General features: G+C 72.5%; 17 protein-coding genes. 9 read left to right on the top strand and 8 right to left on the bottom strand.

Annotation, left to right across the window (positions count from 1 at the left end):
• Positions 1-13: 13 nt before the first annotated feature.
• Together VE614_RS16070 and VE614_RS16075 are read left to right on the top strand one after the other, a co-directional pair.
• Positions 14-2863, top strand: a complete 2850-nt coding sequence (locus tag VE614_RS16070) for a DEAD/DEAH box helicase (RefSeq protein WP_324936993.1) — start codon at positions 14-16, stop codon at positions 2861-2863.
• The gene (locus VE614_RS16075) at positions 2860-4899 is read left to right on the top strand and encodes an SWIM zinc finger family protein (RefSeq protein WP_324936996.1); all 2040 of its coding nucleotides are present in this window, start codon (positions 2860-2862) and stop codon (positions 4897-4899) included. Before VE614_RS16070 ends, VE614_RS16075 begins: the two co-directional genes overlap by 4 nt.
• Positions 4900-4951: 52 nt before the next feature.
• Here the strand turns inward: VE614_RS16075 and VE614_RS16080 are convergent, their stop codons facing one another.
• The 7 genes from VE614_RS16080 to VE614_RS16110 all read right to left on the bottom strand — a co-directional run bounded on the left by VE614_RS16080 (position 4952) and on the right by VE614_RS16110 (position 10677).
• Entirely contained in the window at positions 4952-5482 is a 531-nt protein-coding gene (locus VE614_RS16080; protein ID WP_324936998.1) for a helix-turn-helix domain-containing protein, read from the bottom strand.
• Positions 5483-5496: 14 nt separating this feature from the next.
• Positions 5497-5646, bottom strand: coding sequence for a hypothetical protein (locus tag VE614_RS16085; protein WP_324937000.1), 150 nt, complete (start codon positions 5644-5646; stop codon positions 5497-5499).
• Between the two features lie 22 nt (positions 5647-5668).
• Complete coding sequence (locus VE614_RS16090) at positions 5669-6229, bottom strand: flavin reductase family protein (protein WP_324937002.1); 561 nt, start codon at positions 6227-6229, stop codon at positions 5669-5671.
• Between the two features lie 33 nt (positions 6230-6262).
• A complete protein-coding gene (locus tag VE614_RS16095; protein ID WP_324937005.1) occupies positions 6263-7831 on the bottom strand; it encodes a tryptophan halogenase family protein in 1569 nt (522 codons plus the stop codon).
• A 64-nt stretch (positions 7832-7895) separates the two neighbouring features.
• The gene (locus VE614_RS16100) at positions 7896-9149 is read right to left on the bottom strand and encodes a pyridoxal phosphate-dependent aminotransferase (RefSeq protein WP_324937007.1); all 1254 of its coding nucleotides are present in this window, start codon (positions 9147-9149) and stop codon (positions 7896-7898) included.
• A gap of 50 nt (positions 9150-9199) precedes the next feature.
• Positions 9200-9946, bottom strand: a complete 747-nt coding sequence (locus VE614_RS16105; protein WP_324937009.1) for an SDR family oxidoreductase — start codon at positions 9944-9946, stop codon at positions 9200-9202.
• Positions 9943-10677 (bottom strand): thioesterase II family protein, encoded by a 735-nt coding sequence (locus VE614_RS16110; protein WP_324937011.1) that lies wholly within the window; start codon positions 10675-10677, stop codon positions 9943-9945. Before VE614_RS16110 ends, VE614_RS16105 begins: the two co-directional genes overlap by 4 nt.
• 153 nt (positions 10678-10830) lie before the next feature.
• On the opposite strand from VE614_RS16110, the gene VE614_RS16115 reads away from it, so the two are divergent.
• The 3 genes from VE614_RS16115 to VE614_RS16125 all read left to right on the top strand — a co-directional run bounded on the left by VE614_RS16115 (position 10831) and on the right by VE614_RS16125 (position 13845).
• A complete protein-coding gene (locus tag VE614_RS16115) occupies positions 10831-12465 on the top strand; it encodes a (2,3-dihydroxybenzoyl)adenylate synthase (protein ID WP_324937013.1) in 1635 nt (544 codons plus the stop codon).
• Between the two features lie 561 nt (positions 12466-13026).
• Positions 13027-13239, top strand: coding sequence for an MbtH family protein (locus VE614_RS16120; RefSeq protein WP_324937015.1), 213 nt, complete (start codon positions 13027-13029; stop codon positions 13237-13239).
• A gap of 204 nt (positions 13240-13443) precedes the next feature.
• Positions 13444-13845 carry a winged helix-turn-helix domain-containing protein gene (locus VE614_RS16125; protein WP_324937017.1) on the top strand — a complete coding sequence of 134 codons (402 nt, stop codon included), beginning with the start codon at positions 13444-13446 and terminating at the stop codon, positions 13843-13845.
• A gap of 7 nt (positions 13846-13852) precedes the next feature.
• Here the strand turns inward: VE614_RS16125 and VE614_RS16130 are convergent, their stop codons facing one another.
• Positions 13853-14572: a tryptophan 2,3-dioxygenase family protein gene (locus tag VE614_RS16130; RefSeq protein ID WP_414719577.1), complete on the bottom strand. Its 720-nt coding sequence runs from the start codon at positions 14570-14572 to the stop codon at positions 13853-13855.
• Positions 14573-15030: 458 nt separating this feature from the next.
• Between VE614_RS16130 and VE614_RS16135 the strand changes: the two genes are divergently transcribed.
• The 4 genes from VE614_RS16135 (at position 15031) to VE614_RS16150 (ending at position 26969) form a co-directional block, all read left to right on the top strand.
• Positions 15031-16812: a non-ribosomal peptide synthetase gene (locus tag VE614_RS16135; protein ID WP_324937021.1), complete on the top strand. Its 1782-nt coding sequence runs from the start codon at positions 15031-15033 to the stop codon at positions 16810-16812.
• A 100-nt stretch (positions 16813-16912) separates the two neighbouring features.
• Entirely contained in the window at positions 16913-21532 is a 4620-nt protein-coding gene (locus VE614_RS16140; protein ID WP_324937023.1) for a non-ribosomal peptide synthetase, read from the top strand.
• Complete coding sequence (locus tag VE614_RS16145) at positions 21529-25887, top strand: amino acid adenylation domain-containing protein (protein WP_324937025.1); 4359 nt, start codon at positions 21529-21531, stop codon at positions 25885-25887. The genes VE614_RS16140 and VE614_RS16145 overlap by 4 nt, the downstream gene beginning before the upstream one ends.
• Positions 25884-26969 (top strand): Gfo/Idh/MocA family oxidoreductase, encoded by a 1086-nt coding sequence (locus VE614_RS16150; protein WP_324937027.1) that lies wholly within the window; start codon positions 25884-25886, stop codon positions 26967-26969. Before VE614_RS16145 ends, VE614_RS16150 begins: the two co-directional genes overlap by 4 nt.
• Positions 26970-26974: the final 5 nt, after the last annotated feature.

Here is a 26974-nt window from a genome sequence, read left to right on the forward strand (position 1 = left end):
GGTGACCGGACGTATGCGCGACACGGCGACGGCCGAGCGCGCGGCACCGCGCGTCCCCGCGGCACTCGCCGCCGTCTTCCTCCCCGCGCCCCTCCCGCGCGACGGCCGGATCGCCTTCTGGGACCCCGACGGCGGCACCCCCGCGGACCTGCCCGCCGCCGAGCCCGCGGAGCTGACCGTCGTACGCCCCCATGGCTCCGGAGTACGCAGCAGGCCGGCCCCCGCGCTGAGCATGCCCCTCGACCAGGCCCTGCCGCTGCTCGTGCGGGCCCGGCACGATCCGGCCGCCCACCCCGCCACCGCCTGCTGGGGAGCGGCCGCCCTGCACGCCCTGCGGCTCGCCGCCCGCGGCCGCCTCCTGCCCGGACTGACACCCACCGGCCACGACGCCTGGCGGGCCGGCCCGCTCGACCCCGACGACCTCGCCCACCTGCGCGCCATCGCCGCAGCCCTGCCGTCCGAGGGCCACGCGGTGCCGCTGCCCGGCGGCGGCCCGCTGCGGCTGCCCGAGCCGGAAGCCCTGATGCGCTCCTTCCTGGACGCCGTCGCGGACACCCTGCCCCGCACCCCCGCCGCACCCCACGCCTGCGGACGCCCCTTCGCCGACCGCCGCCCGCAGCGCCTGCCCGCCGCCCAGGACTGGGCCGCCGAGGTCGCCGCCGGCATGGACGCGGGCGTGCGCATCTCCCTGCGTGTGGACCTGGCGGCGTACGACCTGTTCGACACCGGGCAGCAGAGCGAGGGCGGCGAACGGCTGCGCCGCGCGGGCGCCGCGATCGTCCAGGTGCACAGCCTCGCCGACCCCACCCTCGTCACCGACGCGGCGGCGCTGTGGGCGGGCGAGGCGGACACCGAGTTCGGCCCCCGCGCACGCGTGGACGCCGCCCTCGCCGTCCGCCGCGCGGCCCGCGTCTGGCCCCCGCTGGACCGGCTCGCCGAGCAGGACGTCCCCGACGTCCTCGCGCTCTCCGAGGAGGAGCTGGGCGACCTGCTGGGCGTCGCCGCCACCCGGCTCGCCGCCGCCGGAGTCGCCGTCCACTGGCCGCGCGACCTCGCCCGCGACCTCACCGCCGCCGCCGTGGTCCGCCCCGCGCCGGGCTCCGCGACCGACGGCACCGGCTTCTTCGAGAGTGAGGAACTGCTCCAGTTCCGCTGGCAGCTCGCCCTCGGCGGCGAGCCGCTCAGCGAGGCCGAGATGGACACCCTCGCCGAGGCCCACCGGCCCGTCGTGCGGCTGCGTGACCAGTGGGTGCTGGTCGACCCGGCCCTCGTCCGCAAGGCCCGCAAACGGGAACTCGGGCTGCTCGACCCCGTCGACGCGCTCTCCGTCGCCCTCACCGGCAGCGCCGAGGTCGACGGCGAGACCGTCGAGGCCGTGCCGGCCGGCGCGCTCGCCGCCCTGCGTGACCGCCTCACCGCCGGGATCGGCCCGGCCGAACCCCCCGCCGGGCTGCGCGCCACCCTCCGCGACTACCAGCTGCGCGGCCTGGCCTGGCTCGACCTCATGACCTCCCTCGGCCTCGGCGGCTGCCTCGCCGACGACATGGGCCTCGGGAAGACCATCACCGTCATCGCCCTGCACCTGAAACGGGCCCGCCCCGAACCGACCCTCGTGGTCTGCCCCGCCTCCCTGCTCGGCAACTGGCAGCGCGAGATCGAACGGTTCGCCCCCGGCGTGCCCGTCCGCCGCTACCACGGCACCGGCCGCACCCTCGACGACCTCGACGGCGGATTCGTCCTCACCACCTACGGCACCATGCGCTCGGCCGCCCCGGTCCTCGCCGAACAGCGGTGGGGCATGGTCGTCGCCGACGAGGCACAGCACGTCAAGAACCCGTACTCGGCCACCGCCAAGGCCCTGCGGACGATCCCCACCCCGGCGCGCGTGGCCCTCACCGGCACCCCCGTCGAGAACAACCTCTCCGAACTCTGGGCCCTGCTCGACTGGACGACACCCGGACTGCTCGGCCCTCTGAAGTCCTTCCGCGCCCGGCACGCCCGCGCGGTGGAGAACGGCGAGGACGCGGAGGCGGTGACCCGGCTCGCCCGCCTCGTCCGCCCCTTCCTGCTGCGCCGCAAGAAGTCCGACCCCGGCATCGTCCCCGAGCTGCCGCCCAAGACCGAGACCGACCACCCCGTCCCCCTCACCCGTGAACAGGCCGCGCTCTACGAGGCGGTGGTGCGCGAATCGCTGCTCGCCATCGAGACGGCCGAGGGCATCGCGCGCCGGGGCCTGGTCCTGAAGCTGCTGACCTCCCTGAAGCAGATCTGCGACCACCCCGCGCTCTACCTCAAGGAAGAGCCCGCACAGCGCGGCGCCGACCGGCTCGCCGCCCGCTCCGGCAAACTCGCGCTGCTGGACGAGCTGCTCGACACCCTCCTCGCCGAGGACGGCTCGGCACTGGTCTTCACCCAGTACGTGGGCATGGCCCGCCTCATCACCGCCCACCTCGCCGCCCGCGCGGTCCCCGTCGACCTGCTGCACGGCGGTACGCCGGTGCCCGAGCGCGAGCGGATGGTCGACCGCTTCCAGAGCGGGGCCATCCCGGTCCTCGTCCTCTCCCTCAAGGCCGCCGGCACGGGCCTGAACCTCACCCGCGCGGGCCACGTCGTCCACTTCGACCGCTGGTGGAACCCGGCCGTCGAGGAACAGGCCACCGACCGCGCGTACCGGATCGGCCAGACCCAGCCCGTCCAGGTCCACCGCCTCGTCACCGAGGGCACGGTGGAGGACCGCATCGCCGAGATGCTGGCCGCCAAGCGGGCTCTGGCCGACGCCGTCCTCGGCTCCGGTGAGGCGGCCCTCACCGAGCTGACGGACCGTGAACTGTCCGACCTGGTCTCGCTCAGGAGGTCGTCATGAGCGAAGAGACGGGCCTCGAGGGGACCGGCTTCGAGGAGCCCGGGACCGGTGGGGAGCGTGCCGGGGAGGCGCCGTCCGAGAGTCCCGCGGATGCCGCCCGCCGGGCGCTGCGGGCCGCGCGTGCGGTGCGCGGAGCGGCGGACGACGCGTCACCCCCCGATGCTGTCGCGGATGCCGGGACGCCGCCCGCGGAGGAGCGTGACTCCGGGGCGGCGAAGGGCGCGTTCGGCGGGCCTCGCGAAGCCGGCGGGACCCGCGAGGGCCGTACGGGCCGCGAACTCCGGCCCGGCGACGCCGCCCGCGCGGCACTGCGCCGGGCGGCCGCCGCCCGTCGAGGTGCGGGGGAGAGCGCGACGGAGGAGACGGGAGAGACCGGCGCGGGGCCGGGCGAGGACCCTGACGACACGTCCGCCGGTGCGGAGCGGGCGCGGGACACCCGTCCCGCCGATCTGGCCCGCGACGCGCTGCGCACCGCCCGCAGGCAACGGGAGAGGGAACGCGCGGCACAGGCACGCGAGGGCTCCAGCACCCCGCGCACCACGCCGAGGCGTCCGGCACCCCCCGCGTCCTCCCGCGGAACCGAGGCGACCAGAGAGGTGGCCGCCTTCCTGGCGAACGCCTTCCGCATGCCGCCCGATACGGACGGCCCGGACGAGGCTGCTCCCCTCGGCGGGACGTCCGGTCCCGGTGAGACGTCCGGTCCTGTCCACCAGGAAGCCCGGGACCCCGCCACCGGCCCGGTGGACGGGCCTTCCCGCACCCCCGCCGCCATGGGTTCGCCCCACCGCGACAGTGACCTTCGCCGTACGTTCCCCGCGCTTGCGCCCCAGCCCCCGGCGGGGGACGGGCGGTTCGCGGAGACCTGGTGGGGCAACGCCTGGATCACCGCGCTGGAGGAGGGCGCGCTGGACGTCAAGCGGCTGGCGCGCGGGCGGGGTTACGCCGAGCAGGGACACGTCGACGCCATCACGGTGACCCCCGGGCAGGTACTGGCGTACGTGCACGGCAGCCGCCCCAGGCCGTACCGCGTGCAGATCCGGCTGCGCACGCTGGACGACCCCGACTGGGAGCGGTTCCTGGACGCCGCGGCGGAGCGGCCCGGGCACATCGCCGCGCTGCTGGACAAGGAGATGCCGCACGCCCTCGCGGAAGGCGATGTCCGGCTGCTCCCCGGCCCCGGCGACCTGGAGCCCCGCTGCAGCTGCCCCGACCGCGGCCACCCCTGCAAGCACGCCGCCGCCCTCTGCTACCAGACGGCCCGGCTGCTCGACGCCGACCCCTTCGTGCTGCTCCTGCTGCGCGGGCGCGGGGAGCGTGAACTCCTCGACGCGCTGTCCCGGCTGAGCGCCACGCGGGCCGCCCGCGCCGCCCAGGAACGGGACCCGGCGCCGCTGCCCGGCGTACGCGCCACCGACGCCCTCGCCCCACGTCGGCTCCCGCCGCTTCCGGCCCCGTTGCGGACGCCCGCGCACCCCGAGCAGCCCCCGGCGTATCCGGCGGCGCCCGGCGGACCGGACCCGCTCGCGCTGGACCAGCTCGCCACCGACGCCGCCGCCCGCGCCCACGCCCTGCTGGCCACCGGCCACGACCCGGTCGCCGGGCTGACCCTGTGGGAGGACGCGGTACGGCTCGCCGCGGCCCGTCCGGGTGCCGGACTCACCGCCGCCACCCGCGGTCTGTACGCCTCGCTCGCGTCCGCCGCCGGCCGCACCCCCGCCGAGCTGGCACGCGCGGTCGCCGCCTGGCGGCAGGGCGGCCCGGACGGGCTCGCCGCGCTGGAGCAGCCCTGGGATCCGCCGGCCGGCCGTTTCGACCGGGCTCGCCCGCTCCTCCTGGCCGCCGACTTCCCCCCGTTCCGCCCCTCGCGCAACCGCCTCACCCACCCCCGCGGCCACCTCCAGCTCCGCCTCGGCCGCGACGGTCTGTGGTACGCCTACGAGTCCGACCCGGGCGCGGACGACTGGTGGCCGCGCGGCACCCCGGACCTCGATCCGGTAGGCGCCCTCACCGGTCTGGGCGGCGCCGCGGACGCTTGAGAGAGGTCCTCACCGGCCGCGCCGCGCACGCTTCCCGCGGCCGGTGGGGCCGTCATGGCCGCCGCGGGATCTCCGGGTAGCGGGCGACGATCAGCTCGCTCGCCTTCGGGCCAGGGGCGAAGACGTGATCGGCGGTGTCGACCGGCTGCCCGGTCAGCCGGTCCACCACGACCGGGTCCACGGCCACGCCCGTGCGGACGTCGACCAGAACCAGACTGCGGTCCTCAGGAGCCAGCCGGTGATTCCCCCACGCGGCCATGACGAGGATGAGCGGGCGCAGCGCACGGCCCAGGTCGGTGGCCCGGTACTCCGGGTCGCCGGATTCCGGCGAGGCCTCCTCGGCTTCGAGGAGGCCCCTCGCGGTCAGGTCGGCGATCCGGTCCGCCAGGACGTCGGCGGGCGTCGCCAGGTTCCGGCGGATCGCCTCGAACCGGCCGCGGCCCTCGAAGACCTCGTGCAGGATCTCCAAGGTCCACCAGGGGCCGATGGCCTGGACCGTGCGGGCCAGCGGGCAGTCGGGAATGCGCGGCGTGGGGCCCGCGGAACGCACCGGCTCGGTCCGCCCACCGTCCTGGGTGCTCATGAGATCGCTCCTCATCATCCGTTCCTCTCGCGGTCGGCACCGTCTGGTGCGGAGTCTGTGTCGTCGCCGTCGCCGTCGCCGTCGCCGTCGCCGTCGCCGTCGCCGACCCGGCGGGCCTGCGGAAGGAATGCGGAGAGCCCCGGGCGGCCGGTCGCACCGGTCACCCGGGACTCTCCGATCCCGCGGTCAGCCGTCCGCCCAGGTCCTTCCGGGACCGGGAGGCGAGGGTCGCAACGACCCGTACTGCCGCATTCCGTACAGCAGCGGACTCCACTGCCGGTCCAGCTGTTTCCGCACGTTGAGCACTTCCCCGAACACCACGACGTGGTCCCCCACGGGAAGTGTCTCGCTGACCCGGCAGTCCGCGACCGTGTGCGCGTCCTCGACCAGGTGGGGCAGACCCAGATCCGGTCCCCGGTCCCACGCGACCCGCTCGAACCGGTCCGCGGAGCCCGAGGCGAAGAGGTCGGCCGCCGGCTGGGCCCGGTCGTGCAGGAGGTTGACCGCGAAGGCCGACACCTCGAGCAGCGCCGCCAGCGTCGGGCTCTGCGCGCGCAGGCAGACCAGCAGTGTCGGCGGTTGCAGGGTGACGCTGCACACCGACGAGCAGGTCATCCCCCACGGCCTGCCGTCCGGTGCGGTGGTCGTCACGATGGCGACTCCGGCCGGATGCGTCGTCATGAGAGAACGGAACTCCGCCGGGTCGACCGGGGCTCGCTCGACGGTGCCGGTTACCGGATCCGGCATGGTGCGCCACCTCCCCGTCGGTCGGCCAGCCGACTACGCACGCGTCTCCTTCAGCCGGTGCACGTGATCCACGTAGTCCCAGTGGCTCGGCAGGGTGTCGACCAGGGAGGCGGCCTGGTCACGGACCAGACGCAGCTCCTTGTTCGCGGCGACGTCGTCCATCAGCGCCAGGCCGGGCAGCGGGCGTAGGTCAAGACCGCCGAGGCCCAGGATCATCGCGGTGTACGAGTAGGGCTCGAACCCGTGGTAGTAGGGGAAAACGGTGTCCTCGTCGGGCAGCTTCACCTTCCACTGCTCGATGCGCTCGGCCAACGAGTCCGGCATGGTGCGGGTCTTGGCGTCCCGCCAGTAGTCGTTGTCGTTGCGCTTGGCGGCCACGTAGTGCAGCACGAGGAACTCGCGCACGCCGTCCATGACGTTGGCGACCTGCCGGTTGTAGGACTTGCGCAGCTGATCGTCGTCCCGCCCGCCGGGGAAGTGCTTCACGAGCTGCTCGATGGCGTTCTGGATGAAGAAGATCCCCGTCGACTCCAGCGGCTCGACGAATCCGCTGGACAGCCCGATCGCGACGCAGTTGTTCACCCAGGAGTTCTCACTGCGGCCGATCCGCATCCGGATGTGGTTGGCGGTCAGGTCGTCCGCGGCCGGCCCCCAGAACTCGCGCAGCGTGCGCTCGGCCTCCTCCGGGGTGCAGTAGTCGCTGGCGTAGACGTAACCCGTGCCGATCCGGCCGTACAGCGGGATCGTCCAGATCCAGCCGGCGGCCTGTGCGGACGCCCTGGTGTACGGACCCATCCCCTGGTCGGCCATCTCCATGGGCACGCGCAGGGCGACCGCGCTGTCGTTGGGCAAGGTGTCCTGGTAGGACTGGAACGGCACTCCGAGCGCCTTGTTGAGCAGCATGCCGCGGAACCCGGTGCAGTCGATGAAGAGGTCGCCCTTCAGGTCGCCGCTCTCCTTCGTGCGGACGTGCGTGATGTAGCCACGCTCGTCGACACCGGTGTCGATCACGTCGTCCAGCACGTGCCGGACACCGCGGTCGGTGCCGTACCCGGTGAGCAGCCGGGCCAGCAGCGTCGCGTCGAACTGGTACGCGTAGGGGAACTGGGTGTTCTGTTCGGCCATGGTGGACTTGGACATGCCGTCGGGTTCGCGCTCGCCGAGGTCGAGCGCCAGCAGACTGCCCTCCAGCTGGCGAGGCGAGCGCTTGGCGTCGCAGAGGGCGGCGATCACCGAGCAGTCCCTGTCGTAGTCCTCACTGGGCCGCTTGTGCAGCCACCAGTCGGCGAGGGAGACGCCCTCCACCACCCGCGGCCGTTCGAAGGGGTGGTAGAAGTGATGCCCTTCGGCTCGCCAGTTGTCGTACCGGATCGCCAGCTTGTAGGTGGCGTGACATTCCGGCATCCAGTCGGTCTCTTTGAGGCCGAGATAGGCGAAGAAGTGACGGATCGTGCTGAAGGAAGCCTCACCGACACCGATCGTGGGAACGTTCCTGGACTCGACGAGCGTCACGGAGAGACGGTCACCGAACGCCGCCTTGAGATACGAAGCGGTCATCCAGCCCGCGGTTCCACCGCCGACGATGACAACACTCTTGGCCATTACATCCTCGTTTCCTTCGCACTGATCGGGATGATCTCGAGAGAACTGCACACCGCCGGCCGGACTATCCGGCCGAAGCGAGCCCCGCCTCGCATTCGTCGACGAACTCGATGAGTCCGCGCACCCCGGTCTCCAGCGTCACGGGATCGACACAGAACGCGATCCGGACCAGATGGCGGGCCCAGGGCGCGTAGTCGTGGGAGCGGACACGGCCCTGGTCGTCGAGTTCGGGTCGCATGGCGAAGCCGTTGCCCGGTACGACCGCGATCCCCTTGCGGTCGAGCAGCCGTGTCGCGAACGTCTCGGCGTCCAGCCCGCTCCGGGTCACGTCGACCATGGCGTACCAGCCGCCGGCGGGCAGTTCGCGCAGCAACCCGGCCCGGACCAGCGGGGGCAGGGCCACGTCCCGATTGCGCTGCACCAGCTTGAGGTTGGTCGCCGACGCGTCGAACCGGCTGTTCAGCGCGGCGATGCCCGCGTACTGGACGGGCGTGGAGGTGCCGATGATGTTGGCCTCCTGGGCGACCTTCATGACGTCGGCGGCGCGGTCGTTGGCCAGCGCCACGTAGCCCAGCCGGTAACCGGTCATCGCGAAGCTCTTGGAGAAGCTGAAGACGCTGTGCACGATGCGCTCGTCGACCGGGACATCGCGTTCCAGGGAGGCCACCGAGATGTGCTCACGCTCGTAGAGGAAGTGCTCGTATGCCTCGTCGCTGATGACGTGCCAGCCGCGGTCGCGGGCCAGCTCCAGCAGGGCCGTGAGCTCGCCGCGGTCCAGGACGACACCGGTCGGGTTGGCCGGCGAGTTGATCAGCAGCACCCGGGTGCGCGGCGACGCGGCGGCCGCGATCACCTCGGGGTCGGGCCGCAGATCGGCGCCGAGCGGATACAGCACCGGGCGGAAACCGGCGAGCAGGCTCTGCTGGAGGTGGACCGGCCAGTGCAGTTCGGGCAGCAGGATCTCGGCGCCCGGCTCGGCCAGCGACTGGAGCAGGGCGGCCAGACCCTGGCACGAGCCCGGCGAGATCAGCAGCCGGGAGACCGCGCTGTCCACCCCGTTGTCCGAGCGGAGCTTCTCCACCACCGCCGCGCGCAGCTCGGGCAGGCCCTCCACGCCGGTGTACTTGGTCTCGCCCCGCCGCACGGCGTCGATGAACGCCTCGGCGACGTCCTCGGACGGGTGGAAGAACGGGTCACCGACATGCAGCTTCACCACCTCGGCGCCGGACTCCTTCTCTTTCGTCTCCGCCGCCCGGAAGATGCGGTGCAGGCATGACGAAGGAATGGATCCAGCGGCGGACAAGATCTCTGAACTCACGCTCGAACCACCTTTGTTCCGTTGAGATTTCTTCGGACTTGCGGCACTCGTCATGCCGTACGGCCGCCGTCGACGGGAATCACCGCTCCGGTGACCCAGCCCGACGCCTCCGAGTCGAGCAGCATGCACACCCACCGGCCGATCTCCGCCTCGTCGCCGAACCGGCCCATCGGAGTCGACGACAGGAGGTCGACGCGCAACTGCTCGGTGCCCGCCCCGTCCAGACCGGTCTCGTTCCACATCGGCGTCTCCACGGGGCCGGGCATGATGGCGTTCACCCGTACCTGAGGGGCGAGTTCCCTCGCCAGCGAACGCGTCAGGCTGTTGAGAGCCGCCTTGGTCGCACCGTAGAAGGCCCGCCCCGGCATGGACAGCGCGCCGCCGACCGACGAGATGTTGACCACGCTGCCGCGGCGGGCCCGCAGGAGCGGCAGCGCGCACCGGATCAGTTCGGCCGGCGCACGGACGTTGACGGCGAACATCGCGTCGAACTGGGCGGGGTCGGTCTCCTCAAGCCGGCCGAACCGGGCGAGTCCGGCGTTGTTGACCACCGCGTCGACCCCGCCGAAGCGGTCGGCCGCCGCCGCGACGATCTCTGCCGCCGCGCCGGGTGCGCTGATGTCCCGGGCCACCACCGTGACGGCGTCGCCATACCGGTCCGCCAGCTCCCGCAGTGGTTCCTCACGGCGCCCGACGGCCGTCACACCGGCGCCGGACTTCAGGACGGACTCGGTGATGCCACGGCCGATGCCGGTGGCCGCGCCGGTGATCACGACCGACTTTCCCGTCAGCGTCATCGCACGGCCTCGCTCTCGGTGAGAGCCGCGACGATGTCACCGAGCAGGTCGGCCGGATCCGACAGCAGCCGGAAATGCCCGCCCGGCAGGGCCCGTACCCGGAAGGAGGCGGTGGTCACCGCCGCCCAGGCGTCGAGCCGGGCGGGATCCACCAGCGGGTCCTCGGCGTTGTAGTAGCAGCGCACCGGGCAGCGCAGCGGTTCCGGGTTCGGCGCGGGCCGGTAGGTCTCGTTGAGCGTGATGTCCGAGCGGAGCACCGGCAGCAGCAGATCCCGCAGCTCGGTGTTCTGCGCGACCTCGGGCTCGATCCCGCTGAGGCCGCGCAGCTCGTTCCAGAGCTCCTCGTCACCGGCCCGGTGTGTGGTCCCGCCGCCGGCCTGCCACGGCGCGGGCGAACCCGATACGAACAGCCAGCCCACCGGGCGTCCGCTCTCCTGCAGCGCTCTGGCGGTCTCGTACGCGACCAGCGCGCCCAGACTGTGGCCGAACAGCGCGCAGGGTCGCGAGTCCAGCTCCAGCAGTTCCGCGGCGACGGAGCGTCCCATCTCGGCGACACTGGCCGCGGGCGGTTCGGCCATCCGGTCGGCGTGCCCGGGGTACTGCACGGCGAGCAGCTGAGTGCCGGCAGGCAGCACCGACGACCAGGGACGATAGGTCGCCGCCGAGCCACCGGAATGCGGTGCGCAGACCAGCCGGCCCACCGGGCGCTCCACGTCGTTGAGGGCCCTCACCCAACCTCGGTCACGCGTTCGTATGCCATTCACGCTACCGAGCTTTACCGAGTTCGCCGGACCACCCGATGCAATCTGTCAGAGCTCTGTCGGGCCGCGCGCGGCTCCTGGGGTCCTGTCCGAACCTGATGTCGTCGCACTTGAGGAGGACACATGCTGGACGGGTTCGTGCCCTGGCCATCCGACTACGCCGACCGATACCGCCGCGCCGGCTACTGGCGGGGCGTCTCGCTGCGGCAACTGGTGGCTGACAGCGCCGGCCGCCTCCCGGAGAAGATCGCCGCTGTGGACGCGACACGCAGGCTCAGCTACGCGCAACTGACAGAGGAGGCCGACCGGATCGCGTCCGGCCTGCTCGACCTCGGCATCGGCAGCCGCGACCGGGTGGTGGTCCACCTGCCGAACAGGATCACCTTCCTGTCCACGGTCCTCGCCCTCTTCGGCATCGGCGCGATCCCCGTGCTGGCGCTGCCCGGTCACCGCCGCGACGAGATCCTCCACCTGGCGCGCTCCTCGGACGCCGTGGCCTATGTCGGTCCGGACCGGTTCCAGGGCTTCGACTACCGCAACCTGGCCCGCGAGGTCCGCCGTGCGGCACCGGGACTGCGGCACGTCGTGATCGCGGGTGAGGCCGAGGAGTTCACTCCGCTGTCCGAGCTCGAGCGCTCCGCGCCGCGTGAGCTGGCGCCGGTCGACTCCTCCGAGGTGGCGCTGCTGCTGCTGTCGGGCGGGACCACCGGTGTGCCGAAGCTGATTCCCAGGACCCACGACGACTACGCGTACAACATCTTCGCCTGCGCCCGCGTGGTGGAGTTCGACGACAGCGGCGTCTACCTGGCGGCGAACCCCGTGCCGCACAACGCCGCCCTGGGCTGCCCGGGGGCGCTGGGCGCGCTGCTTCTCGGCGGAAAGGCGGTACTGGCCGCCAACCCCAGCCCCGATCATGTCTTCCCGCTGATCGAACAGGAGGGCGTCACCCTCACGACACTGGTGCCGGCGCTGGCCCTGCTGTGGGCCGAAGCGGCGCACGGCACCCCGGTCGACATGAGCGGCATGACCATTCAGGTCGGCAGCTCGAAGTTCGGGCCCGCCGCGGCGGAGCGGGTGAGCACGAGTCTGGGATGCCGCATCCTGAACGTGTACGGCATCGGCGAAGGACTGATCACCCACACCCGCCTCGACGACCCGCCGGAGGTCGTCTTCGGCACGGAGGGCAAACCGGTCTGCCCGGACGACGAGATCAGGATCGTCGACACCGACGACAAGGACGTCCCTGTCGGTGAGACCGGCGAGCTGCTCACCCGCGGTCCGTACACGATCCGCGGCTACTTCGCCGCGCCGGAGCACAATCGCCGGTCGTTCACGGAGGACGGCTTCTACCGCACCGGTGACCTGGCCCGGATGACCGAGGACGGCAACGTCGTCATCGAGGGACGCCTGAAGGACATCATCCACCACTTGGGGGAGAAGGTCTCGGCCGAGGAGGTCGAAGCCCATGTGCTGACCCACCCGATGGTCCGCGACTGCGCGGTGGTCGGCATCCCGGACGACGAACTCGACGAGCGGGTCTGCGTGTTCGTCGTCCTCAGCGGCACGGCGGACACCGCGCAGGCGCCGGTCTCGCTGCGCACGGTCCGGGACCACATGCGCCGGCGCGGCCTGGCTGCCTACAAGCTGCCGGACGAGGTGATCGTCGTTCCCGACCTGCCGCGCACCCCGGTGGGCAAGATAGACAAGAAGGCTCTGAAGCTTTCGTACCCCGAGCGCCGGGCGGTCCCGACGGCCTGAGAGAGAGGCGAGGCGGCCGGCCCGTCGGCCGCCTCGCCGGCACACCGGTTCCACGACTGGAACACGATGACGACGCGGGCGCCGAGCGCGCCGAGCCGCGGTCACCGGCTCGTCCGCGCCCCGCCCGACCTTCTCGACGCTGTCGCCCGGCTCTCAGGCGACCCGGGAACGGTCGCGAGCCCACGCCCCCGCGCCCTCTTCAGCACGACGGTGACCTCCGCGCACGCGCTTCCGGTGCTGGGCACCAGGGGGGAGCGGCGTCTGCCGCGCCCGAAGAGGCGACGTGACGCCTGTCAAGATGCAAAACGCACACCAACGAATGCGCGGTTCATCTTCCTTGTCTTGATCTCTGATTGCTAATGTCGACATCGATTTCAGGGGTCGGGCGGTGCCCGCCGGTCAACGGCTGCAAACGCATTCTGGGGGAGCGACAAGCCGCATCAGTCGACGTGTGACAGGCAATCGCGACCCTGCTTCCCTTGTCCAATGGGCGGCCGGCACACGCCGGTTCGTCCTGTCGGCAGGTCTCAGTGGTTCTATCCGGTGGAGGGGATTGTAAACATGCCCGATCTGTTCGAGGACGACAAACGCGAATATCTGGCCCTGTGCAATACGGAAGAGCAGTACTCGCTCTGGCCGGAGGGTCTCGACGTACCCGACGGCTGGCGGGTCGTGTACGGCCCGGGGAGTCGGCCGAACGTCATCGAGTACATCGACCGGACCTGGACGGATATGCGGCCGAAGAGCCTGCGGGACGTGATGCCCGCGCGGTAGCCGTACGGAAGCTGATCCGAAGGCGTCTCGATGGGTGGCCGACCGAAGGCGCGGTCACAATCCTGCTTCTCGATTTCAACAGATCAAGGTCGATGGGGGATACCTGTGAAGGTTGATGTGAAGAATCGGGTCAAATTCGTTCGATGGCCTGCGGAAAGGGATGTCCGAGAGCAATGCAGAGCCCGAGGACATCTCTGTCTGCTCGTGGTCGAGCACGGCGCGCCTCCCCCGGAGCAACTGAGTCTCTACGAGGACTGGGTGCGCCCGCCCATCGTACAGGAAGACCTCCAGGCCCGACTCCGCCAGCTGGAACACCGGGCCGCTCTCAAGTCGAAGCCTGTGGTGGACCCCACCGGGATCCTGTATTTCGAGGATTCTTCCGTCACGCTCTCCGTGACGCAGTGTGAGATGCTGACGCCTCTGGTGGCCCGGTACGGTCAGATCATCTACCGCAGTGAATTGCGGGAGATTCTTGAGCGTTCCGGTTCCAGTTCTTCCAGCAACGCGCTGGATCTGCATGTGATGCGACTGCGCCGACGCCTCCAGATCGTCGGGCTCGCGATGCGCAACGTATGGGGACGCGGCTTCGTCCTGGAACCCGTCTAGGCGGCGGTCACGACGTCGCGACGGTGAGACCGACGTGCACCTGACTGCGCAGCTCGCGCAGCTCCGCGAAGGGGAGCGTGCAACGGCTGAGCAAGTACTCGGCTCCGGACGTGCCGGCGGTCCCGGCCTGGTTGCCCATGACCTTCGTGATCACACTGACATGACTCACCTGCCAGCGCCAGTAGCCGTTTCCGAAGTCGAGCAGTGCCTCGATGATGCGGTAGTGGACGCCTGCCTCGACGCCCTGGCGGGCCAGTTCGGGAACGGTGCTGCCCGACCGGGTCACCCACGCGGCGAACGATTCGTACAGCGGGCCGTCGTGCTTGCCGTGGCCGACGAGGCGGGCCAGCCGGTGGAACTGCTCGGACTGCGCGCCGCTCGCCGTTCCGAGGAACTGCCGGAACCTGGCGAAGTCGCGCAGCGGCAGCCGATCGAGAGCGGTCAACTGGGTGTGCAGCACGCGCATGAGTTCCCCGGCACGCTGCAGGAGATCGGCGATCCATTCCGCGTTGGATGTGTCGTCACTCGTCGTGAACGCGTCGATGACGGCTTCCAGGTCGGCGATTATCTGCTTGAGCCACAGTTCGCTCGCCTGGTGCGCAATGATAAAGAACTGCTCTGACAGCACACTCGAGGCCTGGGCCGTGGATTCGGCGGTACGGGGCTTCTGGAGGGACAGCAGGGAAGCCAATTCCAGGTAGTCACGATAGTTCAGTTCATCGGTCACGTTCATTCCCTCTCTACGTGATCAACTCGAGCCGTGTGGCGCCGCGAGACCGGCACGGAAAGCCGTATGCAGAAGACGACGGTCGGATTCGCGAAGTCGCTCGATCACCCGGCTCCGGGGGCGCCCGTGACGGCTGCGCCGAACCAGGCGGGCGCGAACCAGCGTTGTCGGGCCCGCCTCATCATGGACGGACCGACGGCCATGCGACCCGGCCGAGAAAGAGTTCTTTCACGGCCCGGTTGGCCGGCAGAGCGCCGTGCCATCGTCGATGACGGTTACCCAGCGCTACAGGCTGTCTCGACGGCCGGTGATGCGGGGGACCGGGAGGCCGGTATACGCGGCCGGAGGAAAGTTCGGTGGGTTGACAGGCTCGTGACCCATGGTTCTCACAATTGATGCTGGAACTCTGTGTCGGAGGCGAAGCGGAGTTGAAGACTGTTCCGGAACTATTCGAGTCCGTGGTTGCCGAGTCGGGTGATGCGCCGTCGGTCGTTTTCGGCGAGACCGTCGCCGGTTATTCCGAGTTGAACGAGGCCGCCAACCGGCTCGCCAGGCGGCTGATCGCTTCCGGCGTGGGGCCCGATTCCCTCGTCGCGATCGCGGTGCCCCGGTCCACCCGGCTGATCGTGGCGGTGCTGGCCGTGCTGAAGGCCGGCGGCGCCTACCTGCCGCTGGACCCCACCTACCCGGCCGAGCGGCTGACCCACATGGTCGTGGACGCGCGGCCGGTCCTGCTGCTGCGGACGGAGGACGTCGCCTCCCTGGACCTGGGCGTGCCGGAGGCCGTACTCGACGACCCGCTCTTCGAGGCCGCCTGTGAGCGGGAGTCCGGCGCGAACATCGCCGCCGACGAGCGGTCGGCACCGCTGATGCCCGCCCACCTGATGTACGTCATCTACACCTCCGGTTCGACCGGGGTGCCCAAGGGCGTCGCGGTCAGCCACACCGGCGTGGCCGACCTGGCCTCCACCCAGGCGCGGCTCTACGGGGTGGGCCCCGGTGACCGCGTACTGCAGTGGGCGTCCTTCAGCTTCGACGCCTGGTTCTGGGACTTCACGCTGGCCCTGCTGCACGGCGCGACCCTGGTGATGGCCGAGCAGCACGAGCTGATGCCGGGCGAGTCGCTGCGCGAGACGATGCTGCGGCACAAGGTCGACCACGCGGTCCTGCCGCCGGTGGCGCTGGGCATCACCGAGAGCGAGGGACTGCTGGCCGACGGCACGATCACCTCCACCGGCGATGTCTGCACCCGGTCCCTGGCCGAGGAGTGGTCCAAGGGCAGGCGGCTCTACAACGCCTACGGCCCGACCGAGGTGACCGTCGGCGCGTCGATCGGCGGACCGATCGAAGGCCTCCAGGAGGAGGTGACCATCGGCACGCCGTGGGACGGCGGCGCGGTGTACGTGCTCGACGACCGGCTGCGGGACCTGCGCGACGGCCGGGAGGGCGAGCTGTTCCTGGCGGGCTCCGGGGTCGCCCGCGGTTATCTGAACCGCCCGGGCCTGACCGCCGCCCGGTTCGTCGCCGACCCCTACGGGCCGCCCGGCAGCAGGATGTACCGGTCGGGCGACTGCGGCCGGCGCGGTCCCGACGGCGAGCTGTACTTCACCGGCCGGGTCGACAACCAGGTGAAGGTCCGCGGCTTCCGCATCGAACTCGGCGAGATCGAGGCACGCCTGGAGAGCCACCCGGCCGTGGAGATCGCCGTCGCCGTCGTCGGCGGTGAGGACGTCGCCACCGAGCACATCGTCACCTACGTCAAGACGTCGGCCCGCCAGGTGGTCTCCGAGGCGGAACTGCGCGAGTACGCCCGCCGCGCCCTCCCCGAGCACATGGTTCCGTCGAGCGTCGTCATGCTCGAGCGGTTCCCCACCCTGCTGAACGGGAAGCTCGACCGCAAGGCCCTCGCCGAGCGGGCGGCGCGCTCCACCGCCGACCTCCCGCCGGCGCCCGCCGTGCCCGACGCGGACGGCACGGAGTCCTTCGAGCAGATCCTGTGCGCCATGGTGCGGGAGACGCTGAAGGTCCCCGAGGCCTCGCCGCACGACAACTTCTTCGATCTGGGCGGCCATTCGGTGTTCGCCGCGAAGCTGGCCAGCCGGATGCGCAAGGAGCTGGGCGTGATCGTGCCGATGCGGTCGATCTTCGAGGCCAAGACCCTGGGCGAGCTGGCGCGGACCGCGGAGCGGGCCCGGCAGGCCCAGCAGGCCGCCCGGCCCCACGAGGCCAAGCAGGCCTGACGGCGCGGCCGTTCCGTGCCTTCCCCGAGCGGCGGGAAGCCTCGGGAATCTTCGTTCACCAAGACGCTGCGGAGTCGAAAGCGTGCAAGGGAGCTTGGAAATGTCATCGGACCATGTTGACCGCGGCGCGGGGGCTCCCGCCGCCACGTCCGCCGGGATGGACCCGGACACCTTGCGCGCCATGGTGTCCGAGCTGCTGGGCATCGAGCTGACCGAGGAGGACGACGACAGCAACCTCTTCGAACTCGGACTCCAGTCGCTGGAGATGATGCGTCTGGCGAACCGTCTCAGCCGGGCCGGCGCCGAGGTCCAGTTCGCCCAGCTGTCCGACGACCCGCGGCTGGCGGCGTGGTTCGCCCTGCTCGGTGCGGGCGCCGGCACGGTGCCCGCACCGCAGCCGCAAATCCCCGAGCCGGAGCACGACGACCGCGCGGACCGGCCCTTCCCGCTGACGGCCGTGCAGCAGGCGTATCTGATCGGCCGTGCCGACGACCAGCCGCTGGGCGGGGTCAGCTGCCACGCCTACCTGGAATTCGACGCGGAGCGGGTCGACCCGGAGCGTCTCGAACGGGCCGTGCGCGCCCTGATCGAACGGCATCCCATGCTGCGCGTGGCGTTCGCCGACGACGCCACCCAGCGCGTCATGCCGCGGTCTCCGTGGCCGGGCGTCACCGTCCACGACCTGCGTGAGCAGGCCGCCGACGAGGCGGTGAAGGCGGCCCAGGCCCTTCGGGACCGGCTGTCGCACCGGCGCCTGGACGTCGACCGCGGCGAGGTCATCGACGTCCAGCTCACCCTGCTCCCCGACGCGGTGGACCGGCTCCACTTCAATGTCGACCTGCTCGCCGCCGACCTCGCCAGCATCCGGGTCCTGCTCGCCGATCTGGCCGCCCTCTACGACGACCCGGGCGCCCTCGACGGCCTCACCTACACGTTCGGCCAGTATCTCGCCCACCAGGACACGGTGCGCGTCGCGGAGCGCGAGCGGGCCCGCGCGTACTGGCAGCAGCGGCTGCCGTCGCTGCCGGGCGGGCCGAAGCTGCCGCTGGCGGTCGACCCGGAAGCGGTCGTCGTACCGCGGTTCGTCCGCCGCTCCTGCGGGCTCACGGCGGACGAGTGGCGCCTCATGGAACGGCGGGCGAGCGAGGCGGGCCTGACCCCGTCGGTGGTGCTGGCCACCGCGTTCGCCATGGTCCTGGGGCGGTGGAGCGGCGAGGAGCGGTTCCTGCTCAACCTGCCGCTGTTCGACCGCGACCTCGACGCGCATCCGCAGATCAACCAGGTCGTCGCCGACTTCACCGGCCTGGTGCTGGTCGAGGTCGACCTCTCCGGCGAGAGCTTCGCCGACCGCGCCCGCACCCTGCAGAAGCAGATGCACGAGGACATCGGCCACGCCGCCTACTCCGGCGTCGACGTGCTGCGCGACTTCGTCCGCACCGACGTGGACGCGCCGCGCACGGCACCCGTCGTCTTCGCCTGCGACCTGTCCGCGCCGCTGGTCCCGGACGCCTTCCAGGCCCGCTTCGGCGAGGCGTCCTGGATGATCTCCCAGACGCCGCAGATCTGGCTCGACCACCAGGTCTACCGCACCCGCGACGGCGGTGTGCTGCTGGTGTGGGACGCCGTCGACGAACTGTTCCCGGACGGTGTGCTGGACGCGATGATGGCCGCCTACGAAGCGGTGGTCCGCGGCCTGCTGACCGGCGGGTGGGACACCGCGACACCGGAGATCCCGCTCCCCGCCGAGCAGCGCGCGCGCCGCGAGACGGTCAACGCGCGGACCCGCCCGCTGACCGGGAACCTCCTGCACACGGCGTTCTTCGAGCGGGCCGGCGACCGGGCCGGTCGGCCCGCCCTGCTGTGGGGCGAGCGGGACGAGCTGGCGCACGACGAACTGGCGCGGCACGCCCTCGCCATCGCCGGGGCGCTGGCGGAGCGCGGTGTCGGCCGGGGGTCGTACGTCGCCGTGGTCGCCCCGAAGGGCGCGCGGCAGATCGCGGCCGTGCTGGGCGTGCTGGCCGCCGGTGCCGCGTATGTGCCCATCGGCGTCGACCAGCCGGCCGAGCGGCGGGCCCGCATCCTCGAACTCAGCGGTGCCCGGGTGATCCTGGACGGCAGCGGGCAGCTGGAGTCCGCCGGGACCGGTGCCGACGTCCTGGCGATCGACGAGGCGCTGCTCGCGTCCCCGCTGAGCGCGCCGGTGCCCGCCGACCCCGGTGACCCCGCCTACGTCATCTTCACCTCGGGCTCGACGGGCCTGCCCAAGGGCGTCGAGGTCAGTCATCGCGCCGCGGTCAACACCGTCGAGGACGTCAACGAGCGGTTCGGCATCGGGTCCGGCGACCGGGTGCTGGCGGTGTCCGCGCTGGACTTCGACCTCTCGGTGTGGGACGTGTTCGGATTCCTGGCGGTGGGCGGCGCCGCCGTCCTGGTGCCGGAGTCCGGCCGGCGGGACGCCAACGAGTGGCTGGCGCTGTGCCGGCGGCACGGGGTGACCGTCTGGAACACCGTCCCCGCCCTGCTCGACATGCTGCTGACCGCCGCCGACGAGGCTCCGCTCCCCGACACCATGCGCCTGGCCCTGCTGTCCGGCGACTGGATCGGGCTCGATCTGCCCGACCGGCTGGCCCGCGCCTCCGGCGGGCGATGTCGGCTGATCGCGCTCGGTGGCGCCACCGAGGCCGCCATCTGGTCGAACGCGTACGAGGTCGGCGCGGTCCCGGACGGCTGGCGGTCGATCCCGTACGGAAAGCCGCTGCGCAACCAGAAGTTCCGCGTGGTGGACGGCCGCGGCCGGGACTGCCCCGACTGGGTGCCCGGCGAGCTGTGGATCGGCGGCACCGGTGTCGCGCTCGGCTACCGGGGCGATCCGGAGCTGACCGCGGCCCGCTTCCCCGAGCGGGACGGCGAGCGCTGGTACCGCACCGGCGACCTCGGGCGCTACTGGCCCGACGGCAACCTGGAGTTCCTGGGGCGCCTCGACCACCAGGTGAAGATCAACGGTTTCCGGGTCGAGCTGGGCGAGATCGAGGCCTGTCTCCAGGCACACCCCGAGGTCGCGCAGGCCGTGGCCGTACCGTTCACCGAGGGCCGCAGGGAACTGGTCGCCGCCCTGGTCGAGCGGTCCTCGGCCCCGGACCGTGACCGCGCCCGGGAGGACGCGGACCGTGCCGCCGGGGAAGAGCGGCCGGGCAACGGCTTCCTGCCGCCCGCGGCCGACGTCACGGACCAGTCCGATCCGCACCTGCACGAGCACCGGCTGGTCGAGGTCCTGCTGGCGGGCGTCGTCGCACCGCTCGTCGGACCCGACGGCGCCACGGCGCGCCTCACGTCCGTCTGCGCCGGGCAGCGCCCGGTGGTCGACATCTGGCTGGAGTACCTCACCCGGCGCTCCGTGCTGGTCCGGACCACCGACGCGACGTACGAGCACGGCCCCCGGTGGGACGACGTCACGGACGCGGGCTCGATCAAGCAGGTGCGCGAAGCCACGCACGGGACGCGTCTCGAAACCGTCGCCACCGCACTGGAGTGGGCCGGACCGCTGCTCACGGCCATCCTCTCCGGCGAGGCCGACGCCACCGCGCTCCTGGACGACCCGGTCCTGGCCCCGGAGGCCCTCAACGATCTGACGCCGGGGACGGCCGACTGCCTCGGGGCCGTCGCGGACGACCTGCGGGCGCGGACGACCGGCGCCGCCGCGCCGCCCGCCGTGGCGGAGTGGGACGTGGCCGGTGGCCGCGGCGCCGCCAGGCTGCTCACCGAACTCGCGCCGCACGCACCGAAGTTCACTCTCCTCGGTGCCTCCCAGCCGGCGCTCGCCCAGGCCCGGGCGCTGCTGCGTGAGCGCGGGCACGAGACGGACACGGCGGTGCAGGGTCCCGCCGCGATCTCCGCGCAGCACCTCCACGTGTTCGACGCGGTGGTGGCCAACAACGTCCTGCACCGGATGCCCGACCCGGAGACGGCCGTGGCCACCATGGCCCTGCTGCTCGCCCCGGGCGGCCGCCTCTACCTGCTCGAACGCGCGTACCCCACCCCCCTCGCGCTGGTCACCGCGCTGCCGCTGGAGGCCCGCGCGGGACGGTTCGAGGACGGCCGGCCGGCCGGCGACTGGCTGTACGGCCGCGAGCGGTGGGCGCGGGCCTGCGCCGAGGCCGGACTGGGCGAGGTGCGGGTGCTGCGCGCCGAGGCCACCGGCGAGATCCTGCTCAGCGCCGACCGGCCCGGGACCGCTCGCGGCATCGACGCGGAGCAGGTGCGCCGCTGGGCCGCGGACCGGCTGCCCGACCACATGGTCCCGGCGCAGCTGGCCGTACTGCCCGCCCTGCCGCTCAGCGCCAACGGAAAGGTCGACCGGCGACAGATCCGGACCGTGCTCGAACACTCCGTCGACCGGCCCCGGGACGTGGGCGACCCGCCGCGGGGCGCCACCGAGACGTTCGTCGCCGAACGCTGGACCAAGCTGCTCGGCCTGGACTCGGTCGGCCGCGACGAGAACTTCTTCCGGCTCGGCGGCGACAGCCTGCTCGCGACGCGCTTCGTCGCCGAGGTACGGGAGGCATGGGGCGTCGAGCTGCCCATGCGCGAGGTGATGCGCACCCCGACCGTCGCGGGACTGGGTGCGCTGATCGACCAGCTCGCCCCGCCCGGCGCCCGGGGGCAGGCCGACGGCGCCGACGGCTGGGACAGCGGGGACGACTGCGAAGAGGGTGCGGTGTGAACGCCAACGATCTGCTCGACGACTTCCGGGACGCCGGCATCCGGCTGTGGCGCGAAGGGGAGCAGCTCCGCTTCCGCGCCCCCCGCGGCGCCATGACCGACGAGCGGCTGGCGGAACTGCGCCGCCGCAAGGCGGAACTGCTGGCCGTCATGGCCGACACCGCCGCGCCCCCGGACACGGGCCGGCCACGGAGCGGCGAGCAGGTGTGGCAGGACCGGCCGGAGGAACGCGAGGCGCCCTTCCCGCTGACCGACATCCAGTCGGCCTACCTCTTCGGCCGCAACCCGGCCTTCGACTACGGCGGCGTCTCCTGTCACATCTACCTGGAGTTCGAGTACCCGGCGGATCTCGACCCGGAGCGCCTCCAGCAGGCCTGGGACGGCCTGGTGCGACGTCACGACACCCTGCGCACGGTCATCTCCGAGGACGGCACCCAGCGGGTCCTGCCCGAGCTGCGGGACACCGCCATCGCCGTCGCCGACCTGCGCGGAGCACCCGACGACACGGTCGCCAAGGCGATCGCCACAGTGCGCGACGAGCTGTCCCACAAGGTGCACCCCGCGGGCGAGCGCCCCATGCACGAGCTGCGTCTGACCCTGGCCACCGAGCGCAGCGTGCTGCACGTGTCGGTGGACTTCATGGCGCTGGACTGGCTCAGCATGCAGCAGGTGCTGTCCGAGCTGGACCACCGCTACCGGCAGCCGGACTGCGCACTGCCCCCGGTGGACGCCACGTTCCGGGACTACGTCCTCGCCGAGCGCCGGCTGCGGGAGACCGAACGCTACGAACGCGACCGCGCCTACTGGCTGAACCGCATCGACGAACTGCCCGGCGCCCCGGCGCTGCCGCTGCGCGACGACCACGATCCGGCGACCACCCCGCCGCGCTTCCGGCGCCTGACGGCGACCGTGGACCAGCGCGTGTGGCAGGCGCTGAAGGCGCGCGCCGCCGCCCACGGCATCACACCGGCCAACGCGGTGCTGGCGGCGTACGCGGAGACGATCGGCCGCTGGAGCAGTGCCGAACGCTTCTCCCTGGGGCTGCCCGTGCTCAACCGGATGCCGCTGCACCCGCATGTGGACCGGCTGCTGGGCGACTTCACCTCGCTGAGCCTGCTGGCCGTCGACCGCGAGGGCAGGAACAGCTTCGCCGACCGGGCCCGCGCGCTGGGCGAGCGGATCTTCGACGACCTCGACCACCGGCTGTACAGCGGTGTGGAGGTGCTGCGCGAGCTGGCCCGGCGCCGCGGGCGGGAGGCGGCCGCGCTGCCGGTGGTCTTCACCGGCAGCATCGGGGTCGGCGGCACCACGGTGTCCCCGGCCGGCCGCGACCCGCGGCCGGTGTACGGCATCAGCCAGACCCCGCAGGTGTGGATCGACTGCCAGGTGGGCGACCAGTTCGGCGGCCTGGACATGAACTGGGACGTGCGTGAGGGCGTCTTCCCCGACGGCATGGTGGACGACATGTTCGCCGCGTTCGAGGGGCTGCTGCACCGGCTGGCCGAACGGGACGAGCCGTGGGCGGCGGTGGATCCGCAGCCGCTGCCGGAGCGGCAGCGCGCCACGCGGACCGCGGTGAACGCCACCGGGGCGCCCGCGCCGGACTGCCTGCTGCACGAACCGCTCGTCGCCTACGCCCGCCGCCACCCGGACCGGGTCGCGGTGATCGACCCCGCCGGGTCGCTGACCTACAGGGAGTGGCTGGGGCGCGCCGCCGGGGTGGCCGAGCGGTTGCGGGCCGCGGGCTGCCGCCCCGGCGACTTCGTCGGCGTCCTCATCGACAAATGCCGGGACCAGGCCGTCGGCGTGCTCGGTGTGCTCCTCGTGGGCGGTGTCTACGTCCCGGTCGACCTGGGCCAGCCCAGGAGCCGCCGCGACCGGATCCTCACCGACAGCGGTACCCGCTTCGCGGTCGTCACCGGCGCCGCGACCGGTGAGCTGCCGCCCGGTGTCCGCGCGGTGGACGTGGCCGGCGTGCGGCCGGTCCCGGTGGCGGAGGTCCCCGACGAGCGTCCGGTGGCCCCCGGCGAGCTGGCCTACGTCATGCACACCTCCGGCTCGACCGGTGTGCCCAAGGGCGTGATGATCAGCCACCTCGCCGCCGCCAACACCGTCCACGACATCAACGAGCGCTTCGGCGTCGGCGACTCCGACCGGGTGCTGGGCCTGGCGGCGCTGAGCTTCGACCTGTCCGTGTACGACCTGTTCGGCCCGCCGGCCCTCGGCGCCCCCCTGGTGCTGCCGGACCCGGCCCGCCGCGGCGACCCCTCGCACTGGGCCGCGATGGTGGCCGAGCACGGCGTGACGCTGTGGAACTCCGTCCCCGCGCAGCTCCAGATGCTGATGCACTACCTGGACGTCGAGCCCACCGGACTCGCCACTCTGCGACTGGCGCTGCTGTCGGGCGACTGGATCCCGCTGTCGCTGCCCGCCCACGCGGGACGGCATCTGCCCGGCACGGAACTGATCAGTCTGGGCGGGGCGACGGAGGCGGCAATCTGGTCGATCCACCACCGCATCGACACCGTCGAACCGCACTGGCGCAGCATCCCGTACGGCAGCCCGCTGGCGAACCAGCGCTTCCACGTGCTCGACAGCGCGCTGCGCGACCGGCCCGACCTGGTCACCGGCGAGCTGTACATCGCGGGCATCGGCCTGGCCACGGGCTATCTCAACGACCCCGAGCGCACCGCGGAGCGGTTCCTCCGGCACCCGGAGACGGGCGAGCGGCTCTACCGCACCGGTGACCTCGGCCGTTACCTGCCCGACGGCGAGATCGAGTTCCTCGGCAGGGCGGACCAGCAGGTCAAGATCCGCGGCCACCGCATCGAACTCGGCGAGATCGAGGCGGTGCTCGGCGAACACCCGTCGGTGGGCACCCCGGTGGTGCTGGCGGCGGGCAGCGACGCGTTCGAACGGGCCCTGGTCGCGTTCGTGATACCGGCGCAGGAGAGCGGATCCGCCGATCCCGTGGAGCTCATCGGCTGGGTGGCCGAACGGCTGCCGTCGCACATGGTTCCGGCGCGGGTGCGGATCGTCGAGACGCTGCCCCTGACCGCGAACGGCAAGGTCGACCGCAAGCGGCTGCTGGAGTCGGCGCCGACGCCCGGCGCGCCGCGGACCGAGAGTTCCGAGCCGCCGCGGCCCGGCCTCGAACAGCGGCTCGCCCAGCTCTGGGCCGAGGTGCTCGGCGGCGAACCGTCCAGCCGCGACCGGGGGTTCTTCGACGCCGGCGGCAACTCCCTGCTCGCCGCCCAGTTCGTCGGGCAGGTGCGCGAACGTGTCGCCGAGGCCGCGCACGTCACGTTCGACGTCCTGCTGCGCGCGCTGCTCGACACGCCGACGGTCGCCGGACTGGCCCAGTGGCTGGAGTCCACCGCGGCCCCGGCACGGGCCCGGGAGACGCCGGCGGCCACGGCCCCGCAGCCGTCGCTGCTCCCGCTGGGCGGCGCCGGGCGAGGTCCGGTGCGGCTGCTCGTACCCGACGGCACCGGCACCCTGGCCCCGCACCGGGCGCTCATCGCGGAACTCGCCGCGGACGGGCCGCTGTTCGGGCTCGCCGTGCCCGGTGCCGACCCGTACCCCGGCCTCCCCGCCTCCGGCCTCGTCGAGGAACGGGCCGTCGGCTACGCCCGCGAGGTGCAGGCCGCCGGACTCGACGAGGTCGAGATCATCGGCTACTGCCTCGGTGGTCCCGTCGCCCTCGAACTGGCCCGGGCGCTGAGCGAGGCGAACGTGACGGTGCGCCGGCTGACCCTCGTGTCCAGCCACCGCGTCCCGTACCTGCTGCACGACGACCTCATGGTGGACTACGCGTTCACCCGGGCGATGGGCGTCGATCCGGGAGCCATCGGCTGGCCGGAGGACGGGACGGCCGTCGGCCGGGCCCTCGCCGCCGCGCTGGCCGGCTCGCCGGACGCGCTCGCGGAGGGCGCCCTCGGGCGGGTGACCGGAGACGAGCGACTGGAGTCGGTCGCCGAGCGGTTCCGGGCCCTCGGGCAGCGGGACACCGCCGAACGGCGCGCCGAACTGCACCGCGCCCTGGCCGCCGCCGCCCCGGCGCACGGCGACCACGAGCGGATCGCGGCGCTGCACACCGTCTTCACCCGGACCGTGGAGGCGGTGACGCGCTACGAGCCGGAACCGTACGCGGGGGACATCACCTTCCTCCGCCCGGCCGAGCCCGGGCACCTGCTGCCCGGTCCGCAGGACGACACGACCGGTTTCTGGCGCGATGTGTGCCTGGGCGACCTGACGGTGGTCGACATCCCGGGCGACCACTTCGGCTGCCTCCGGCCGCCGCACGTGACGGCGACGACGGCCGCGATCACGACGCCCGAGGCGGGCGGCCGATGACGCGCGGGAAGCCGGGCCCGATGCGGGTCGTGGTGTGCGGCACACGGTTCGGCCAGGTGTATCTCTCGGCCCTGGCCCGGGCCGCGCCCGAGCGCTACCAGCTGGCCGGCATCGTCGCCCGGGGCAGCGACCGCTCGGTGGCCCTGGCCAAGGAGTACGGCGTTCCGCTGTACGGCGCGGTCGAGGAGCTGCCCGACGACATCGACGCGGCCTGTGTCGTGGTGTCGACCGCGGTCGGCGGCGGCCGGGGTGCCGAGCTGGCCCGGGCCCTGCTCGAACGCGGCGTGCACGTGCTCCAGGAGCATCCGCTGCACCCGACCGAGCTGGCGGACTGTCTGCGGGTGGCGCGCCGGACCGGGACCCAGTACATGGTGAACACCTTCTACCCGCACCTCGAACCGGTCCGGCGGTTCATCTCGTCCGCTCGCCGGCTCGTCGAGCTGCGCAAACCGGTGTTCGTCGACGCCCTGTGCGCGGTGCAGGTCTCGTTCGACCTGCTCGACATCCTGGCGGAGATCTTCGACGGGCTGCGGCCCTGGTCGCTGTCCCCGCCGGCCGGCGGGGCCGGCCGTCCGCTGGTCGGTGTGGACGGGCAGATCGCGGGTGTCCCGCTGACGCTGCGCGTGGAGAACCGGATGCAGGCGGGGGACGACAGCTCCAGCCTGCTGCTGCACCGGATCACCGTCGGCACCGACGCGGGCAATCTGATGCTGGCCAACACCCATGGCCCGGTGATCTGGAGTCCGGTGCTGCGCATGCCGTCCGACGCGGCGGGGCACTTCCTCCCGGGCCCCTCGGACGCGGGGGAGCGGTGGCCGGACGGGCTGAACGTCACGGGCGCCTATGTAGGGGCGGCCGAGACGCCGACCTGGGCGGGCGCGCTGCACGGAGTCTGGGGGGAGGGTGTGCTGACCGCTCTGGACCGGCTGCGCGAGCGCGCCGAGGCGGGCGCCGACCCGTTGCGGGGCGGTCAGCGCCATCTGGCCGTCGCCCGCGCCTGGCAGGAGCTGACCGAGTCCCTTGGCTATCCGGAGGTGGCGGCCCCCGAGCCCGGAGACCCGCTGACGGTCGCCGATCTGTAGGCCGG

Origin of the sequence: Streptomyces sp. (assembly GCF_035645055.1) — a bacterium.
Taxonomy (GTDB): domain Bacteria; phylum Actinomycetota; class Actinomycetes; order Streptomycetales; family Streptomycetaceae; genus Streptomyces.